Source organism: Paenibacillus sp. E222 (genome assembly GCF_013401555.1).
Taxonomy (GTDB): Bacteria; Bacillota; Bacilli; order Paenibacillales; family Paenibacillaceae; genus Paenibacillus.
In genome coordinates, this window is sequence record NZ_CP058552.1 from 6,251,475 (window position 1) to 6,269,886 (window position 18,412).

The 18,412-nt window shown below is 47.3% G+C and carries 14 protein-coding genes and 1 pseudogene; 6 read left to right on the top strand and 9 right to left on the bottom strand.

The window, feature by feature from the left end; all coding sequences use genetic code 11:
• Positions 1 to 12: 12 nt before the first annotated feature.
• From HW560_RS27670 to HW560_RS27690, 5 genes are all read right to left on the bottom strand, one after another.
• A complete protein-coding gene (locus HW560_RS27670; protein ID WP_257032079.1) occupies positions 13 to 867 on the bottom strand; it encodes a carbohydrate ABC transporter permease in 855 nt (284 codons plus the stop codon).
• Between the two features lie 39 nt (positions 868 to 906).
• Positions 907 to 1,785 carry a carbohydrate ABC transporter permease gene (locus tag HW560_RS27675; RefSeq protein WP_179265214.1) on the bottom strand — a complete coding sequence of 293 codons (879 nt, stop codon included), beginning with the start codon at positions 1,783 to 1,785 and terminating at the stop codon, positions 907 to 909.
• A 157-nt stretch (positions 1,786 to 1,942) separates the two neighbouring features.
• A complete protein-coding gene (locus HW560_RS27680) occupies positions 1,943 to 3,256 on the bottom strand; it encodes an extracellular solute-binding protein (RefSeq protein WP_179265215.1) in 1,314 nt (437 codons plus the stop codon).
• Between the two features lie 224 nt (positions 3,257 to 3,480).
• Positions 3,481 to 5,574, bottom strand: a complete 2,094-nt coding sequence (locus HW560_RS27685) for an acyltransferase family protein (RefSeq protein ID WP_179265216.1) — start codon at positions 5,572 to 5,574, stop codon at positions 3,481 to 3,483.
• A 512-nt stretch (positions 5,575 to 6,086) separates the two neighbouring features.
• Complete coding sequence (locus HW560_RS27690; protein WP_090895705.1) at positions 6,087 to 6,647, bottom strand: flavin reductase family protein; 561 nt, start codon at positions 6,645 to 6,647, stop codon at positions 6,087 to 6,089.
• A gap of 219 nt (positions 6,648 to 6,866) precedes the next feature.
• Between HW560_RS27690 and msrA the strand changes: the two genes are divergently transcribed.
• On the top strand, positions 6,867 to 7,382 hold the full coding sequence (msrA, locus tag HW560_RS27695) for a peptide-methionine (S)-S-oxide reductase MsrA (RefSeq protein WP_024629294.1): 516 nt from the start codon (positions 6,867 to 6,869) through the stop codon (positions 7,380 to 7,382).
• Positions 7,383 to 7,438: 56 nt separating this feature from the next.
• Here the strand turns inward: msrA and HW560_RS27700 are convergent.
• Positions 7,439 to 8,083, bottom strand: a pseudogene (locus tag HW560_RS27700) (HAD family hydrolase); the annotation flags it as partial.
• Positions 8,084 to 8,323: 240 nt separating this feature from the next.
• Between HW560_RS27700 and HW560_RS27705 the strand changes: the two are divergent.
• The 3 genes from HW560_RS27705 to HW560_RS27715 all read left to right on the top strand — a co-directional run bounded on the left by HW560_RS27705 (position 8,324) and on the right by HW560_RS27715 (position 12,536).
• Positions 8,324 to 10,084, top strand: a complete 1,761-nt coding sequence (locus HW560_RS27705; protein ID WP_090895703.1) for a DEAD/DEAH box helicase — start codon at positions 8,324 to 8,326, stop codon at positions 10,082 to 10,084.
• Positions 10,085 to 10,086: 2 nt separating this feature from the next.
• Complete coding sequence (locus tag HW560_RS27710; RefSeq protein WP_090895701.1) at positions 10,087 to 11,304, top strand: YqhG family protein; 1,218 nt, start codon at positions 10,087 to 10,089, stop codon at positions 11,302 to 11,304.
• Between the two features lie 182 nt (positions 11,305 to 11,486).
• Positions 11,487 to 12,536, top strand: a complete 1,050-nt coding sequence (locus HW560_RS27715; protein WP_179265218.1) for a hypothetical protein — start codon at positions 11,487 to 11,489, stop codon at positions 12,534 to 12,536.
• A 101-nt stretch (positions 12,537 to 12,637) separates the two neighbouring features.
• Here the strand turns inward: HW560_RS27715 and HW560_RS27720 are convergent, their stop codons facing one another.
• On the bottom strand, positions 12,638 to 12,862 hold the full coding sequence (locus tag HW560_RS27720) for a YqzE family protein (RefSeq protein WP_090895697.1): 225 nt from the start codon (positions 12,860 to 12,862) through the stop codon (positions 12,638 to 12,640).
• Positions 12,863 to 13,055: 193 nt separating this feature from the next.
• Between HW560_RS27720 and HW560_RS27725 the strand changes: the two genes are divergently transcribed.
• The gene (locus tag HW560_RS27725) at positions 13,056 to 13,829 is read left to right on the top strand and encodes an N-acetylmuramoyl-L-alanine amidase family protein (protein ID WP_090895695.1); all 774 of its coding nucleotides are present in this window, start codon (positions 13,056 to 13,058) and stop codon (positions 13,827 to 13,829) included.
• Here HW560_RS27725 and HW560_RS27730 read toward each other — a convergent pair.
• Positions 13,804 to 14,751 carry a divergent polysaccharide deacetylase family protein gene (locus tag HW560_RS27730; protein WP_257031457.1) on the bottom strand — a complete coding sequence of 316 codons (948 nt, stop codon included), beginning with the start codon at positions 14,749 to 14,751 and terminating at the stop codon, positions 13,804 to 13,806. The genes HW560_RS27725 and HW560_RS27730 overlap by 26 nt on opposite strands.
• Positions 14,752 to 14,827: 76 nt before the next feature.
• Positions 14,828 to 15,724, bottom strand: a complete 897-nt coding sequence (locus HW560_RS27735) for an AraC family transcriptional regulator (protein WP_179265219.1) — start codon at positions 15,722 to 15,724, stop codon at positions 14,828 to 14,830.
• Positions 15,725 to 15,934: 210 nt separating this feature from the next.
• On the opposite strand from HW560_RS27735, the gene HW560_RS27740 reads away from it, so the two are divergent.
• On the top strand, positions 15,935 to 18,370 hold the full coding sequence (locus tag HW560_RS27740; RefSeq protein WP_179265220.1) for a glycosyl hydrolase family 95 catalytic domain-containing protein: 2,436 nt from the start codon (positions 15,935 to 15,937) through the stop codon (positions 18,368 to 18,370).
• Positions 18,371 to 18,412: the final 42 nt, after the last annotated feature.

Consider the following 18,412-nt stretch of genomic DNA (forward strand, 5'->3'; position numbering starts at 1 on the left):
ATGCGCTCTCATTTAACCTTTGACTGCTCCGGCCGTCATGCCTTTCATGACTTGTTCCTGAAATATCAGGTATAGAATGATGGTCGGGATTACGGACAAGGTCATGGCAGCAAGAGTCAGGCCGTAATCGGTCTGATATCCGTCGGCAAAATTGGCAATCGCGAGCGGTAACGTTTTCAAACCTGTTTTGTTAATAAACACGAGTGCGAATGAAAAGTCATTCCACGCGTGCAGAAAACTCAGAATAGTGACCGTTGACAAGGCAGGCACAGACATGGGAAGCATGATTCGGGTGAACAGCCCCCATAGACCTGTTCCATCAATAAAAGCGGCCTCTTCAATATCACGTGGAATGCTAGTCAAATAAGCTGTTAGCACAAATATCGCGGTCGGCAGCGCAAAGGCGGTATACGGCAATATCAGTGCCCAATACGTATTCAGCAGAGACATCTGTTTCATCAAAATAAATAACGGAACCAATGTGCTGTGAATGGGAATCAGCATGCCTACAACGAAGAAGGTCATGATCAGCCCTTTCCAGCGAAACTGGAAACGTGCGAGTATAAATGAAGCCAGCGCTGCAATAAACAGCGTTAGGATAAGCGAACCTACGGATACAATCAGGGAATTGCCAAAAGCAGTTCCCAGCTTGGAGCTTTCCCAAGCATTGCTGAAATTGTCCACGTTCCATTTCTCCGGAAGCCCGAAGGGCCTGCTATAGAAATCTTCATTCGTTTTGAATGCACTGATCACAAGCCAATAGAATGGATACAATGTTAAAATACCATAGACTGTCAACATCGTCCAAACAATTCCACTACGGACTCGGCGAACCGGATGGCCTGAAGTATTCCCTGGTGTTGGCATCGATAACGGGGTAACACTCATTACATTCCCTCCTCTCTCCTAATTCTCTTTTCTCTTACGGCTTGTCGCCCACTGACTTGTTCCGATCAGCAGCAGGGAGATTAAGACGATGGTGGTCGAGATGGCACTCCCGAAGCCATAGCGGTACGTTGTGAAGGTTGAATTATACATGTACGTTGCCAGCAGCTCTGTCGCATGTGCCGGGCCGCCTTTGGTCATGATATACACCAGATCAAATGATTTTAGGCTGCCCGAGATACATAGAATGATCGCAACCTGAACCGTTCCCCAAATCATGGGCAATGAAATGGAAACCAGCTTGCGTATTCCGGAAGCACCATCCATCTTGGCAGCGTCATGAATTTCGCCCGGGATATTCTGCAGCGCCGAGATGAAGATAATCAGGTACAAACCGACAAAACTCCAGAGCAGCGGCGGTACCAGCGAGAAAATGGCGATTTTGTCATCCGAAAGCCACTGCAGCTTCCAGCTTTCCAGCCCCACTGCATCCAGCAGGAAGTTCAGTATCCCGATCTGCGGGTGATAGATATATTGCCAGATCATACCGATAACTACTGTGGATAATACCATCGGCAGAAATACGGCTGAACGCAGAAAACGCTGTAACGGATTGCTTTTGTGCAAAATGACCGCCAGCATCAACGCTAACGGAATTTGCCCAAATACCGAGGCTAGAACAAAAATGACGTTGTTTTTCAGCGCTCTCCAAAATACGGAATCATGCCATATTTCCACATAGTTATCCAGTCCAATATATTTTGATTCTCCGATCCCCGACCAGTTGAAGAATCCATAGTACGCTGACCATACGACAGGGACAAATACAAATAACGCGTAAATCAGCACGGCCGGAGCGAGCCCCAGCATAATAAAACGTCGACTGCGCAATGCGTTCATTTTGCTCACTTCCTTTCATCAAACCTTTGGCAGTTACCAACTCTTGATATCAATGCAAAACCCCTCCCCTGCCGGGAAGGGGTTTGAATCTTACAGAGCGTCTTACAGCTCATCCAGATCTGAATCGGAATGACCTATGACCTTATTTTCCGACTGCTTATTTTCCGACTGCACTGGCTTGCGATGCCTGAATTTTATTTGCAATATCTGCGGCTTTGCCACCCATCAATAGCTCCTGCAATCCATTATTGATAACCTCGACGGTTGCAGACCCAAGCTTGGAATCATACACCGGAGTAATCTTTACTTCCTGCATTAAGTCATAGAGCTCCACAAACAATGGATGGGCTTTTGATTTGTCCAGATCAATCTTGTAGCTGACCAGCGTGCTGCTATCCAGGGTTGCCTTCTGACCTTCAGGACCTGCCAAAGCGTAGAATAACTCCATGGCCGCATCCTTCTGGGCGCCGCTTAACTTTTTACTTACACCCAAACCTGTCCCTACAACTCCCGATGTCGTTCTGGCCTCACCCTGGCCTCCATCTACTGCTGGTAAAATCGTAATGTGTGTATTGTTCAAAATGTCTTCTGGTGCGTTGTTGACGAGGTTAGCTAATGCCCATCCGCCGTTTATCACCATCGCCGCTTTTCCCTGGAAATACAGCTGCATCATCTGTGTTTCGTCAATACTGTTGAAACCATCCTGAAATGCTTTGCTGTTACTGAGTTCCTGCATTTTGTCCAGCGCCTGGATGAATTGTGGGTCTGTAAAGCTGGCCTCGTCCTGCTCTGTTGCTTTTAAGAACCAGTCTGTGCCGGTTACCCGGTCAGCCAGTGTACTAAAGATCGTGGATTGAGCCACCCAATTGGCCTTGTTCCCTAGTGCGATCGGTATTATTTTGTTCTCATTGAATGCAGCAACGGCTTGCTCCAACTCATCCCATGTTTCAGGAATTTTCACGTTGTACTGCTTAAACAGTGCTTCATTGTAATAAATAAAAGAAGTAGGTGCGAGATTCATCGGTACCGAGTAGATATCCCCGTCCACCGTATATCCATCCAGGGCGTTCGGAATAAAGTTGTCTTTCCATTCCGGCTTCGCATCCAGCTCGGCATTGATCGGCTGTAACAGATCCCCTTTCACAAACTCTTTGGTCATCGCATCCGGCCACATGACGAACAGATCCGGCATTTCATTGGCCGCTGCCACCGTCCGGAGCCTTGTTTTGAGGCCATCTGTCGGCAGACCTTCATCCACTACTTCAATATCCGGGTGCGACCCACGGAAGTCCTCAATGATTTTGCGCATCGCCACCGCTTTGGCGTCCTGTCCAGTCCAGTTGTGCCAGATAGTGACGGTTACTTTATCCTTGCTGTCGCTGCCTTCTGAGCTGTCCCCGCCCCCGCAACCAGCCAGAACGATGGAAAACAACGTCATTGCGAGCATTCCCGAAAGCCATTTTTTCAACATCTCTATACTCCCCCTTGGCGATTTGATTACACTTATTGTAAATGGTAACGCTAACATTCTGTAAGGTGACGATGCACGGATGCAGGGGTGAAAAATATCGGATACCCCGTTGATCCTGAAATCTTTGCTTACATATAGAAAGAGCCCTCATCATGAGAGCTCTTTCTGTATTTGGACTCGTAAACATTCAAGTACTATAAATAAATGAATAGATAAGTTCTGATTTATTTTATACTGTCTTTCACAAGTGCTGCAAAAGCTTCCGAACCTTCCTTCGTCAGATGAACGCCATCTTTTTCGAAATATTCGTCATGACCCTCACTTGCAGTGTACCAATCAATAAGAGATACATTGCTATAATCCGAAGCCGCTTCGTTCAGTGCTTTATTCACCGTTCGTTCCCATGGGCGAGGAACTCGCACAGTAACCAGATAAACATGTTCTTCATCTTTCAGGTAATCCAGCACGGAATTCAGACTTTTGGAATTGAAGGAACCGTTTGTTCCAAGCTCCAGTACGACCTGACTGCCCATTTGGTTATTTCTCTTCAGGCCATCCAGTACATCGGCAGCCTCCCACATCTGACGACCGATATGACCGTCCACGTGCACGCCCGAAATGGTCTGTTCAAGATAAGGTTTCGCGTCCAGAATGACCGAATCTCCAATAACCGTATAATGAATCTTGCCGTCTTTGGATGGAGGGGCTGTTTCCCCCTGCTCTTTGGACGAATCTGACGTGTTGACAGGGCCCTCCTCCAGTTGGTCATTACCGTTGTCTTCTGGATTTCCTTGATTGTCGGTGCTGCCTTGGGGTTTACCAACAGCATGGTTCGAGTCGCCAGGAGTTGATCCTTTCTGCTCACCTGAAGTAGGTTCCTCCGATTTGGGAGTATTACCTGGCTTCGTCGTTTGCTGTTCTTCTTTACCTGGTGGATCTCCAGCGTTCGCCGCTGGCTTATCATTTTTCTGTGGCGCAGGTTGGTTTTGAGACCCGGAAGTGCTCACTGTGGCTGGAAGAACGTCCTGCCCCTTCTCCTCCGTTACGGAATGATCTCCATTCAGTGTAGCCGACATCGATACCGAATGGGAATCAGAATTCGCTGCAGACGTAATCATCATCTGTGACACCGTAAAACACATCAACAGAAGGCTCATCAGCAATCCAGCGCGCTTCCACCATACGTTGCGAATGGATGTATTGCGCCCTCTTCCCCATAGCCGGGACCAGGAATCACGAAATCCGTTATGACGAATTGGATTTTCAATATATTTAAGTGACAAGGAGGCCAGTGCAACCGTTGCTGCAACCTGTAAAAGCATCCGCACAGGATGTGCTCCACCCGTGTCTACAGTTGGACTCGTCAGAATAATGACAGGATAGTGCCACAGATATAATCCATAGGATCGTTCTCCGATCCAGCGCAATGGCTTAGCGCCTATGAGCCGTGCCAGGAAGGATGAAGGATGCGCCAATACAGCTACGAGCAATGTCGTCGCAATGGCCTGAAGCACCATTCCTCCTCGATACAATGAAGGGTCGTACTCACTGCTATTGAGCATCATGTAGATTAACCAAGCCAGCGCAGCTAAGCCTAGTACATCCAGGACAAGCCGATTGACGCGGGCAAGGGATGACGACAGCTTGCGACTCGGCCATACCACAGCCAGTGCAGCCCCAGCCAGTAATGCAAATGCTCTAGTGTCTGTTCCATAATAAACACGGCTCGGGTCCAAGTCCGGATTATACATGATGGCCATTGCACCAGCAGACAATTCAGCTGCCACGACAATAAAGACGACCAGCCATCCCTTTCTTTTGAACAAGACGATTGCTGCGACCAGTAGAAGGGGCCAAACAATGTAAAACTGTTCTTCCACAGCCAGCGACCAGAAATGTCCAAAGGGTGATGGAGGGCCGAAACTTTCGAAATAGGAAACGTTATGAAAGATATACCACCAATTGCTTATGTATAATACTCCCGAGACAATGTCACCACGCAACGAAGCGAGTCGAGCTGGATCTGTGCAAAGCAGCCAAATCATCACCGCTGCTGTCATCGTGATCATGCCAGGTAACAAGCGCCTTACTCTTCGCACCCAGAAATCACCGAGGGATATCCGGCCATGCTCCTGCCATTGTGTCAAAAGAATGTCTGTAATCAAATACCCTGAGAGTACAAAGAAAATGCCTACACCGAGCAAACCGCCCGGAATAAAATCTAAATTCAGATGATACCCTATGACTGCAAGCACAGCGATGGCTCTCAAACCATCCAGTCCGTTCATATGCCGCTTGCTTTTCAACGATTGTGACATGCGAGCCCCTCCTTGACCATGTGAGTCGAAATCATCCATGTCCGGGGCGTTCGAGAACTCCTTGTGGTTCTGGTTGTCATTAACATACGTATTGCACCTTCCATCATTCATTTACAACATAAAGAAGACGTATTACTTAACCATGATATTTTATGATTACGATTTCTTTATATCTTTGTCGTTATGTCCCGTTTAGCATTATACGCCGGAAAGATTATTCACAAATTACAGCAATAGTTACAATCCAGTGAAACGATGTAACCTTTCCTGCCAAGCATATATAGCTGTAAAATCATACTCTAATTTTATTGTTAAATACAGCATTTTTCATGGAATGGCTAATATTACCTTGCCTTTTATTTCATATATAAGCAGATCCCTCTGAGGGTCTGGAGTGTGCGCTTGCCAATAGAAAAAGGCTGCCGACTTGCTCAGCAGCCAATAACCATTATAAACCTATCTCTTGCCTGATTGAAAGTTTTGCTCATAATTGCATCTTGGTGCCTAGGACCCTAGAGGTAAAAGGGATGATTCTTCTCTTCCGCGCGCCCATCGAGAATCCGATAAGAGGATCGTCCTACGTACATTGGAATTTGCAATTTGTCCAGATTAACCATTCCATTGTCCAGAAAATATTCCGGGTCTTGATACCGCTGTAACACTTCACCTGCAATCCATTCATGATCCCCATACGTTGTCATATCGATCACCTTGCACTCGTAAGCAAAATAAGCTTCGGTTAGCATGGGTACGTTCACTTTGATTCCTTCTTCGTATGTAATCCCGAATTTCGAGAATTTGTCTGTGTCTCTTCCACTGAAGGTTCCCGCAGCCTGAATCCACTCCGAATGATGACCTGGAAGGAAGTGCACCCCGAATACTCCACTCTGCTCAATCAATTCATAAGAGTACGTTTCTTTTCGCAGCGATATCCCGTAAATTCCGGGAGACGATCCAATATAGGTATGCCAGCCTGAGGCCATCACATTCTGCGAGTCCTTATGACGAGACGTCACTACCGCCACCATGCCGGGATATGAATAAAACATAGGTTCATCTATCGGTTTCCGCATCTGATCACCTCTTTGTTTTTATTTGGCCCCAAAGCTGCACCAGGCCGTTTTCTCACCCATTATTATACAATATAAGTAAAGGATGAAAAAGAATTACTTCCTTATCACAATTCACTTATTGAAGAGAAGAGGCTGGATGAACGATCAAATGGATTGCGTTATGACTAACATTCATAGTAATCTTGATTAAACACAACTGAGAAATGGGGAATAGCAGTGATTGAAAAAGCAACGTTTGCCGGGGGATGTTTCTGGTGTATGGTCAGTCCTTTTGAAGAGCAGCCCGGCATTCACGGGATTATATCCGGATACATGGGTGGAACCGTAGAAAACCCTACATATGAGCAAGTATTGACCGGTGAAACAGGGCATTTGGAAGTTGTGCAAATCTCGTTTGATCCAGCCATTTTCCCATATGAGAAATTGCTTGAGCTGTACTGGCCGCAGATCGATCCAACCGATGCCACGGGTCAGGGTAATGATCGCAAGAGCCAATATCGGGCTGCCATTCTATATCACAATGAAGAGCAGCGCCAATTGGCCCTGAAATCACGAGAGGAACTGGGCAAAACAGGCCGATTCGATAAACCTGTCGTTACTGCCATTGAGGAAGCCTCCGTATTTTATCCGGCAGAAGAATATCATCAAAATTTTCATCGCAAAGATCCGAAATATTATAAAGAATCCAGAATTTATTCTGGACGCGATGAAATAATCAAGAAATATTGGAGTTAATCTCTTTAAATAAATAATAAAGCGGCCACATGAGCCGCTTTTTTGTTGCATCCTTTTTACAGTAAACCAATTAAGGTCTTCAACTCTCTGATACTATCAATAACCCGATCCGCCTGAGCTAATTCATCGGCTTGAGCAAAGTCAAAATTACATCCGATGGACATTAAATCATTATCTTTCGCAGCCTTAATGTCAGACAATCGATCCCCGATGACCATCCCATTCGTGATCTTATATTTCTCCACGATGGAGCGTACGAGATCAGACTTATTTTGTGATGAAATCTGCTGTATGCTGAATGTCTCCGTTACCCACTCATCCAGATGATAATAGGTTACGATGGCATTCAAGTATTCGATTTGTCCATTACTCGCTATGTATATCGGTATACTCTTCTCTTTGCAGTATTGAAAGAATTCTTCTACGCACGGATATAGTGCACCATGGCCTGCCTCGATATTCGCAATCAACTTCTCATGAAACCATTCATTTGCTTGCAGTCTGATCTGGTCCGAGTAGTCGGGCAACAAATTCTCCCAGACGACGGGCAGAGGAACTCCCATAATTTCACGGTACTTTTCTATTGGCGTATTCTGCTCCCACAATCCCTTTGATCTCAGATGATTAAACGTGTCATGCAGAGAAGTTTCCAATATTCGATCTGTTTGAAATAGCGTACCATCCATATCAAAAATCAATGAAAGCATAAACAGATTCTCCTTCTTCATATTCAGGATATATATTGAGATACAATGGGTCACTCTACTCAGGTAAAGTTACTATTCATCACCATACGTGAATACCTATCATTTGACAACCCTTCCAGATTACACGACTGAAATCACCCCTTATTCCAAGGTTGGTTATGAACTGCCTCTCATTCGTCCATACTATTACCTACGAAATAAACCGTCATCACGAATGGCAGGGGAGGAAGCACCATGAACCGGAAAAACCCGCATCAAATCAATCAACCTGCAGCAGAATTACCCGTTCCGCTTGAATTCGATCGCAGCTGGATCACGCAACTGGAGTCCAGACTCGATAAAGGTGGCCCATGGGGTGATTACAGACTCTTTCAACTTGGCATTCAAGCCGAAGAGACGAATCTGATTCCCAATTTTGATGAAATCCAGTGTCTCAAGCATTTACAGGGACTCACCCCTCTTCCACACCAGATGGATACTGCACGAAGAGTACTGTTTGAGATGTCAGGCCGTGCCATTCTTGCCGATGAGGTGGGACTTGGCAAAACGATTGAAGCTGGCCTGATTTTAAAAGAATATATGGTCCGTGGACTCGTATCCAAAGTGCTCATTCTCGTGCCTGCGTCCCTTGTATTGCAGTGGGTCCGGGAGCTGAATTCCAAATTTGGCATCCCTGCGGTGGCACAGAAAAAGGCGTATTCCTGGCAAAATGAAGTCGTGGTTGCCTCCATGGATACCGCTAAGCGTGATCCGCATAAAGATATGCTGCTGAATACGGATTACGACATGATTATTATTGATGAGGCTCATAAGCTTAAAAATAAAAAAACGACCAACTATCAATTCATGCTGAAGTTACGGAAAAAATATTGCCTGCTGCTTACGGCTACACCGGTGCAGAACGACATGAGCGAGCTGTTCAACCTCATTAACCTGCTCAAGCCGGGACAACTTGGCCGTCAGGGTGATTTTGCAGCCAATTTTGTCGTCGACAAACGTATTCCGAAAAATCAGGAGCAGCTCAAGGATGAATTATCCAAAGTCATGATCCGTAACCGCCGCGGTGAAGGCCCTGTTCAATTCACCAAACGGAACGTATCCAATGTAAATTTGCAGCTATCACCTGAAGAACAGGCCCTCTATGATGGCGTAACTTCCTTTGTGAAAGATCAGTACCAGGAAGCGGGCGGCAACCTGAGCAGCATGCTTTCACTGGTAACGTTGCAGCGGGAAGTATGCAGCAGCCGGGATGCCGTGTTTGTGACGTTGGTCAATCTGTCGAAGAAGCTTCCACTGGACTCCCCGCTGCGGGATAAGATTTGGGAGCTCGTTGCCCATATTAAAGCGATCAAGGAAAATACCAAAGCGGAAAAAACGATGGAACTCGTTCGTAACATGAATGAGAAGGTTATTATTTTCACCGAATACCGTGCCACGCAGGAGTACTTGCTCAATTATTTTCGCAACAACGGCCTGACCGCAGTTCCCTACCGGGGCGGCATGAACCGGGGTAAAAAGGACTGGATGATGGACCTCTTCCGCGGCCGAGTACAAGCAATGATTGCAACCGAAGCGGGCGGTGAGGGCATCAACCTGCAATTTTGCCATCACATGATCAACTTCGACCTGCCCTGGAATCCCATGCGTGTTGAGCAGCGGATCGGCCGTGTACACCGATTGGGACAGCAGAATGATGTGAACATCTACAACCTTTCAACGACAGGCACAATCGAAGAGCATATTCTGAATCTGCTTCATGAGAAGATCAATATGTTCGAGATGGTTATTGGTGGCTTGGATGTCATTCTCGAGCGGCTGGAGAAGAAAGAATCGATCGAAAAGAGTTTGTACAAAATCATGCTCGAATCACAAAACGAAGAGGATATCCGCCGTAAAATGGACTCGCTTGGACAATCGCTGAACTCCATTCAGCGCGAAGTCGCAGATGAAGCACCCGCCGTATCCGGGCTTGACCTTCGTAAAGGAGGTCTCTGATCATGACCATGTCACCCCATGAAGTGCAGGCGTATGTGCTCACTTACCTGGAAACACTCGATTGCCAGATTATGGAGCGTTCCCCTGCTCATGTTACGGTAAAACTTTCACCCGAAGCCGACAAGGCGTTAACCAATCGTCCGTATTATTGGGGATTTGTGGAGCGAACCGGCGCACCTGCGGAGACGATGTCTTTTACATTCGTCTTTGATCCGGAAGCCTATCAGCAAGCGTTGGAAGCTGAAGAAGCAAAAGCTGCACAGTTAGCTCCACCAGCCTCACCAGGTGTCGGTACCCCCGAGGCTCCCAAGGATACCATTCTAGGTCGGTACTTCGGTATTGTTCCCTCTCTGCCTCAGCTGGGACCCGGACGGATTTTGAAAGAAGATGTTGTATATGGCAGCCGCAGGTTGCAGCAGATCTTCAATGCAGCGCGCGAAGGGGGCGCATTCGTGAACCTGTTTGAACAGGCTGCAAAAAGGCAATTGCGTGCTACCGCACCCGCAGTATATGAGCCATGGCTTGGTGTGTGTTTTAAAGTGGAATTTGCCTGTGATCTGAAAAAAGAGGAACTTCATTTTATCGGCATCTCCCTCAGAACCGGGGAAATTGTCGAGAAGTTCGGCTCGAAGCTGAACAGGCGAGACCTTAGTCCAAGGCTCGCTGAGAATATGCACGTCCAGACCGCCAAAATATCGTTAGCTGATGCCGGGGCAGCTCTGGAATCGCATTTGACGAACCGCCTGCTGGAACTCGACTATAGCTGGGCAGAGAAAGCCAAAGAACGGCTTGATCTGGAGCTTGCTGTTGTGGATACGTACTATGAAGCAGTTCTTAGAGAGGAAACCCCTGAGGTCGACGTAAATACAGCCTCTGCCTCCAGCACAGACGGTAGTTCAAAGGATCAGGAACATGCAGGGACCGGGCCATCTGCCCAAATTCAGACTTCACGCTCCAGCCCCTCCCGTATCCAGAACGCACGTCTGCAGTCCGTCCAACCAACGGGTGTGACCATAGGATCAGATGTCGAACTTGCGGCTGAAGCGGCTGTTCAGGCAGAACCAGAAACGGACCCGGAACAGGATAAAGCCCGCCAAGCGGTTATGGACCGGGAAGCCATGAAGCTGCAATACGAAACACGCCGTACCGAGATGATCTGGCAATATGAGCCCAAAGTGAAGGTTACCGCGATAAGCAGCGGCATGTTTCATTTAAGATAGACGACGAAGACACTACTTTTCCCGCAAATGACGGCAAAAGTAGTGTTTATTCATGAGTGGCAGCCCGACAGGTTGCAGCAACCTTTGCACAAGCTGTCCTCTAAAATGGAAATAGAAACGATCATGCAGTGAAAATGAGTCCGTTTTGTCAGGATATGTACCCCAGAAAAGTAGGTGTTAGCATGAAACGACCCTTCCACAAGGGATGGAATGTGATTCGCCGAATAACCGGCATTGTAATGTGCTTTTTATGTGTCGTTGCCCTGCTCCCCTTACTGCAAGCTGAAGGTGCTGGAATTCAAAGTGCATCTAGGTCCATACTACCCTTTACATTGACCAAAATTACGGCAGAACTTCATTCCGACACTTTGGCTCCTGATGCAGTTCAACAATTTGCTCGCGAGCAAGCTATCATCCTAAGTACTGAACATGAAGGGAACCATTGGAATCAAGCTCAATTGGACTTTTATCCCCTCGGTCCAGGCACACGCAGCTGGCTGGTATACGCTAATATTGGAGAGTTACCTGTTGGTTATATGATCATTTCAGTGAACGATCAAGGACAATTGCAGCTTGGCGAATACGGTAAGGGAGAACAACGACCGTACAATATTTCCATGTTAAATCAAGCTCTGGAGCGACAGCAACTGGTCTTGAAGGAGCTAATCTCTGAAGGAGGAAGGCTTCAATTACGTTATGCGCCTCCCCTGCTCGCTTATTGGAAAGTGGAAAGACCTAAGGATGATGCAATCTATATTGACGCGACCAACGGCGATACCTTGCCAGCAGGTGTTCTGAAAGCACTCGATACGGACTCACAGCAGGCTACGAAACAAATGAAGCCCATAAGGTCCATATCTGTACAAGCTGTCGTGATGACGCCCGAAGATTCACCACAAGTCTCCTTGTTGTCCGTTGACTCTATGGATCTGCAGCCTCTGTTTGATCCCGCGGACAATCTGTTATGGATCACGTCCAGATCACTTTCGATCAGCGGCGTAAAAACATTGAATCAGCAATGGAAAGAGCATAAAAAGATCGTTTTCTCTGCGGATCAGCAAAATGTCTTGTATGGCGGGCCTCTGCCTGTCAGTGGTTATCAGATCTGGCGTGACAACCGTGGAACAGTTCAATATCAGTATGTAGCTGTTGGCGGCAATACGTCGGTAAGACGATTTGTACCTCTTCAGACCTTATTGCGGGACGGGAATTTTTATGCTGTGAAACCATGACCCATCCACACAACAAATAAGACGCCTTCCTCTGGTTCTTCATAGGAATGCGTCTTTTTCTTTGGAAGAAGCTATTACCTAGGTTGGTTCTTGGTTCTTGATTACCCTTTTCCTGAAGAGCTCCGTTTCTGCATTTTCCCCTGCGAATTCATCGCTTTTTCCTTTTTCCCAACCCATAGCGATACGGCAAAAGGAATCATTCCAAACCACTTCATGCTCCACGGCTCTTTGGTCTTGCTGCGTCCTTTACGTTCATCCTTCGGTGTGTCGATATAATGAACCACTCGCTCTGTAATGTACTTCACCAGTTCATCACTTTTGGCCATAACCTTCGCCTCCTTAGCTCCGGCAAAGCCGGGGCTTATGTTATCTCTATTGTGTGCAGAAGGGATCATCACTAAACATTTTTTTGCTGCAAAGAGTATGAAAAACAGAAGAATGCACAGTCTAATGCCAAAGGTATCCATCCACTCACTTTATGGCATAAGATGCCTATTTTAAGAAGGAGCGTGTATTCTCATGTATAAGCTGCTGGCCGCATCGATGGCATTGCTAATCAGCATCAGTTGCATCCCCCTGACCTCCCATGCCAGCGCGGCAAAATTTGACTTAACCGATCTGCCTATATTGCATTCACAACAATCACCCATAAGCCCATCCATGCTGCCGGTAACCGATGGGGATGCCTATCACTCCACTCATCATGCGTTTGCAGCACCTGTGATCCTTCTGGACGTTGGTCACGGCGGCATTGACGGTGGAACAACAGACCATGGCGTACTGGAAAAAGACATCAACCTAGCCATTAGCCAAAAGGTGTATCTTCTGCTTCGCAGCAAGGGTTATGCAGTCATCATCAATCGACTTGGAGACTATGCGCTGAGTGACGAGAATCGCTGGTTAAACAGTCGCTCACGCCATCGCAAGGATTTGGCCCAACGCAAAAGCCTTAGCGAAGAGGTTAGCACCGACATCGTCGTCAGTATCCATGCCAACTGGAGTCCAAGATCATCTGCACGAGGCCCGGTTGTTTTACATCAGAACGAAGGACGAAGCTACATGCTTGCAAGTTCCATTCAGAATCAGCTTAATCAATTGTATGAGACGGAGCGGGATGTTGTATGGGGCAAGCCCTTTTACCTGTTAAATCATGTGAAGCAACCCGCTGTAATTGTTGAAACCGGATTTCTAAGCAATGCACGTGATCGCGCAATGATCAGCGACCCAGGCGAACAGAAACGGATTGCACAGTCCATTGCTAATGGTATTATTTATTATCTGTCGGCAGTTTAGGCTCAGCTTGCCAATGCCAGACATCTCGGACCAGATCACTAATACCGACGAACTCAATCTGGCCTTTGAGCCGGGATACGGATTCATGGACGACAGCAGAGGTATTTAATCCGGTATGGCCAACATGACCGATTACGACACACACATCATTATCGAGCGCACGTTTTGCCGCCAAATCCATTTGCTTGCGAATATGCTGTTTGGAATTATGGTCATCCAGAAAAATATCGTTGCCGACGGGTGGCATGTTTTTGGTGATGGCCAATTCCCCCACCACGGAGCGGAAATTGGTACGACTATCCACAAAAAACAGCCCGCGCTCTCGACATACGTCCAATACAATGGACATGATCCGTTTATTAGAGGTAATTTTGGAACCCATATGGTTATTCATGCCGACAGCATAAGGAACTTCATCAATGGCTTTCTCGACTCGTGCACGCACTTCCTCATCCGTCAGATTGGATGTAATCGCACCTGGGCCGAGCCATTCCGGTCTGCCCTTATTGGGCTCCATTGGCATGTGAACAATCACATCCATTCCTTTTTCATGAGCCGCAATCGCATCTTTCTTCGTCGTTTGTAGGAATGGCATCACGGCCAACGTAAGCTTCACCGGCGTCGCCAAAATTTCAGAAGTGCCTTTCATGTCATTCCCCGCATCATCGATGATAATCGCCATTCGTTTACGCTGCGATTTGTCTGCTGGAGTTTGTGGTATCTGACCTGAAGTTGAACCAGGTGCTTGTATTAAGGTTTGCTCCGTTAAAATTTGCTCTGGCACCTGCCCTGAACGAACTTGTGATTCCGCACTGCTGGCAGAAAAGCCAAAACCACAAACCATAAATATCGTACCTGTGAGTACCACTGACATTTTAAATTTCCAGGTGCAGGACCACCCTTTTCGTCCGGCCTTATTCATCCATCGTTCCCTCCTTTGTTCTGTCCCATCATTATTTGAACATTGAAGGGGGAATATGTAGACAAAAAAAGCCTGTTCATTCCAATGGAGCGCTTAAAGCCGCTGCGTTGAACTGACGTAAGCGATATTGGCGAGGAGCCTGACCTGTCAGTTGATGAAAGAGGCGGGAGAAGTAATGAACCGAGCTAAAATGATATTTTTCTGCTATTTGAGTGATACTTAGTGTGGTGTGAAGCAAATCGGACTTCGCCCGTCCAATACGGAAGTGATTCATATACTGGTTGGGAGAGTATCCGGTAGATTTCCTGAACAGCTCGAAAAAATGTCCACGGCTTATATTGAGGTTTTTGTAGTAGATATCTAGCGGCTTGGGTGCTCCGTGAAGTAAGTCCTGATCCAACATTTTAAGCATATGGGCTATGCGGCGATCAGGGATTACATCGTCATTTCCCAGACAGCAGTCCAGAAAATAATCCATAAACGTCTGAAAATGACGTTGAATCGTCAAACTGCGCATAAACGTTTGTCCATTGGTGTATGAGTCGCTTTTATAAAAATCCTGGAACAGATCCTGCCAGATTCGCAGCGACTCCACCTTTGAAATCTCCCTGAGTTCATACGGAAAGGCTGGGCCCACAAAGGCTTGCTGCAGCACCTGCGGCGGATAACAGATCGGACTGGCTGTCTCAAACACAGCTTTTCGCTCCACATAGTGCCAATCAAAATAACAACACAGATGGACCATGGGGTTCTCCGAATCAGCCACCCACTCATGCAGCTGCCCTGCTGGAATATAGATCAGCGAACCGGGACCAAGCCTGCTGCTCTTTCCATTTGTACTTAATACCCCATACCCTTCGCTGATCAAGTAAATAGAGCTGGTATAACAAATTCTCGGAGAGCTCGACTGTCCTCTTACAAAAGGGTATCGAGTTGCCAAGTAAACATAGGGATGCAAGCAAGCAAAATCCATTGGAAGTATCCTTTCCGACTCCGTTTTTCTCGATATTAACCTTTGATCTGCATGACCGAAAGGTACAATTCAGCATTAGAGGTACATATCATCAGTGCGCCAATTGATCTGACGATCGTGTAAATCATGGACGTCTTGCTAAATACAGCAAACTGCTGTTCCGTTACAGTAATAACTGTACATCGCATGACTTCATGAGGAGGACGACTTGTGCAGAAGAAGGTTAAGCAACCGAAGAGAAGATACGAGATAAACAAGAACAGAGGCTATGAACGTGCGAAGCAGCATCCCATTTCCTTCAATGGTCCTGCGCCGGATTTTTTTGAAGGCGCACTGCTGGGCAATGGAGGACTGGGTATTGTCGTAACAACCCGCCCTGACGCTGTGATGCTCCATTTTGGACACAACAATGTATGGGATATTCGTCTCGCCGAAGAACACCGAGATGAGCTCATGACTTTCCAAGAAGTGTATAACAGGTTTGCTGCTCTGCCAGCAAATTTGCCGCGATTGACAGATCATCCGTGGTACAAACAGTATTGTGAGATGGCCGGACAAAATTACAGTAAAGCTTATCCAAAGCCCATGCCGTGCGGCTCACTGCTGCTGCGGTATGATCGGCGAAAGGCCGAAGTCATCGGCCATACCATTGATATTGCTAGTGGCCTTTGCACGATTGATTTCCTGATCGATGGCAAACCTGCGGTATTCGAACTCTTTGTAGAAGGAGAGCACGACCGGGTCTGGATGAAGGTAAGTGATGCCGCTACGGGTGCTCCGATTCCCTTATTCGAGGAGATAAAGCTGATTCCTGATCCCGAAACACCGCCTGAATTTCCTCAAGCAGCAGTCGTAATTAGCGAAATGACGAGTATACAGTCTTTCACGCAAATTTTGCCGCATGTTGAGCATCCCGTTGTTCCCTATACCACACATGAAAAAGATCGAGCTTTCCGGCTCGCTGTTAGCTCGACTGGATTAACTGCAATGAAAGAACATCCTTTGCACAATCAGACACCCGTAGTCAACGGCACTCCTCTGGGAGAACCTGAACACGGCTTTCTGGCCTGCGCAGAGCTGTGGGAAGGCCTTTATAGCGAACTCATTGACGAGGCCCACCCGCCAGGACTATCCTCCTTTAGTCAGGCTAAGGAAGAATCGAATGTAATGTGGCGTGATTATTGGAGCCGCTCCTCCGTCGCACTCGAAGATGAATTTCTGGAGCGGATCTGGTACCACAATCTTTACTTTTTTAATTGTGCCGTGAGAGAAGGCGTTACCTGTCCAGGTCTGTTCGCCAACTGGAGCTACCGAACCATCGGCGCAGACTGGCATGGGGATTACCACATGAATTACAACACACAGCAGCCATTCTGGCTCGCATTCTCCAGCAATCATCTCGACAAACATCTTCCCTACGTGGATATGGTTGATCACGTTCTTCCCGTCAGTCGTGCGTGGGCACAGGAGTATTACGGACTGAGCGGAGCTTATTTCCCCCATTCAGCCTATCCAGTTGAAATGTCCATGATGCCCTACCCGGTCCCGCACTGGGGATGGGAAATCTGTGAGACGCCTTGGACCGTGCAAAGTCTATGGTGGCACTATCTGTATTCCATGGACGAGACGTTCCTGCGTGATCGTGCATTTCAACCCATGAAGGAAGCGGTGCTGTTCATGGTCGATTACATGAATCGTCCAGAAGCACAGGGTGAACGATGGGGAGATGGTAATTATCACATTTTTCCCACGGTGGTGCCGGAGCTATATGAGATTACACCCGGCTTTGCCAAAAACAAAGACTGCCTGATTGACCTCACCCTGACGCGATTTCTGTTCAATGCGTTCACTCAGGCTTGCGTTGCCCTTGAAAGGGAGGAGTCCGAGCAGGAGCTGCTAGAGAAAGTAAAAGAGATTCTGAGCCATTTCCCTTCTTATCCCACAGCCGAATCCCGCAACGGTCCCGTTTTTGTGTCGGTGGAGGGGGAGAATCCCGATGTAGTCTATAACGTCCCGATTCCAATTACGACTGTATTTCCGGGTGAAGATCACGGGCTTCATTCGCCAGAAGAGGAATACCGGACCGCAGTAAACTCCTACCTTAATCACCGCAACGAAGGTGGGAATGAACTGGTATTCTACCATCTTGCCGGAGCCCGGCTTGGCGTGTTGGATCTGGAACGCTTCAAGCGCCAAATCCAGTATTGTCTCCTACCAAACGGTACTTGTACAGATCGGGTCTTGATGAGCGGTGGTCGCTATGCTGACACGGAGAACTTCGATTTCATGTCCCGCATGGGCATCTGGTTCGAAAATTTCTCCCTGCCTGCCGTGATCAATGAATGCCTTCTTCAAAGTTATAATGGTATCCTGCGTTTCTTCCCCAACTGGCCAAACGGTCAACAAGCAGAGTTCCACACCCTCCGTGCAGTGGGAGGCTTCCTTGTGAGTGCGGCTTTTGTGGATGGGGAGACGGACTGGATCGAGATTGAGAGCGAAGCGGGTACTGCACTTTCCTTCTATATTCCATGGGCAGAAGGGGCATTGTGCACCCTCCCTTCCGGTGAGCAATATATACTGTCTGGTCAGGTTGGCAAGATTTCAACCGTAGCAGGAGATGTTATCTCCATTGTCAAAGTGGTTTAGCTCATCTTGTAAAATGTGTCCATAAATAAGAAGCGTCCCGGA

Excerpts from the sequence above, each read along its gene's own strand:
- HW560_RS27680 (WP_179265215.1), bottom strand. The coding sequence starts at position 3,256 with ATGTTGAAAAAATGGCTTTCGGGAATGCTCGCAATGACGTTGTTTTCC.
- HW560_RS27730 (WP_257031457.1), bottom strand. The coding sequence starts at position 14,751 with ATGAATAAGGCCGGACGAAAAGGGTGGTCCTGCACCTGGAAATTTAAA.
- HW560_RS27725 (WP_090895695.1), top strand. The coding sequence starts at position 13,056 with ATGTATAAGCTGCTGGCCGCATCGATGGCATTGCTAATCAGCATCAGT.
- HW560_RS27720 (WP_090895697.1), bottom strand. The coding sequence starts at position 12,862 with ATGGCCAAAAGTGATGAACTGGTGAAGTACATTACAGAGCGAGTGGTT.
- HW560_RS27735 (WP_179265219.1), bottom strand. The coding sequence starts at position 15,724 with ATGGATTTTGCTTGCTTGCATCCCTATGTTTACTTGGCAACTCGATAC.
- HW560_RS27710 (WP_090895701.1), top strand. The coding sequence starts at position 10,087 with ATGACCATGTCACCCCATGAAGTGCAGGCGTATGTGCTCACTTACCTG.
- HW560_RS27670 (WP_257032079.1), bottom strand. The coding sequence starts at position 867 with ATGCCAACACCAGGGAATACTTCAGGCCATCCGGTTCGCCGAGTCCGT.
- HW560_RS27675 (WP_179265214.1), bottom strand. The coding sequence starts at position 1,785 with ATGAACGCATTGCGCAGTCGACGTTTTATTATGCTGGGGCTCGCTCCG.
- HW560_RS27705 (WP_090895703.1), top strand. The coding sequence starts at position 8,324 with ATGAACCGGAAAAACCCGCATCAAATCAATCAACCTGCAGCAGAATTA.
- HW560_RS27685 (WP_179265216.1), bottom strand. The coding sequence starts at position 5,574 with ATGTCACAATCGTTGAAAAGCAAGCGGCATATGAACGGACTGGATGGT.
- HW560_RS27715 (WP_179265218.1), top strand. The coding sequence starts at position 11,487 with ATGAAACGACCCTTCCACAAGGGATGGAATGTGATTCGCCGAATAACC.
- HW560_RS27690 (WP_090895705.1), bottom strand. The coding sequence starts at position 6,647 with ATGCGGAAACCGATAGATGAACCTATGTTTTATTCATATCCCGGCATG.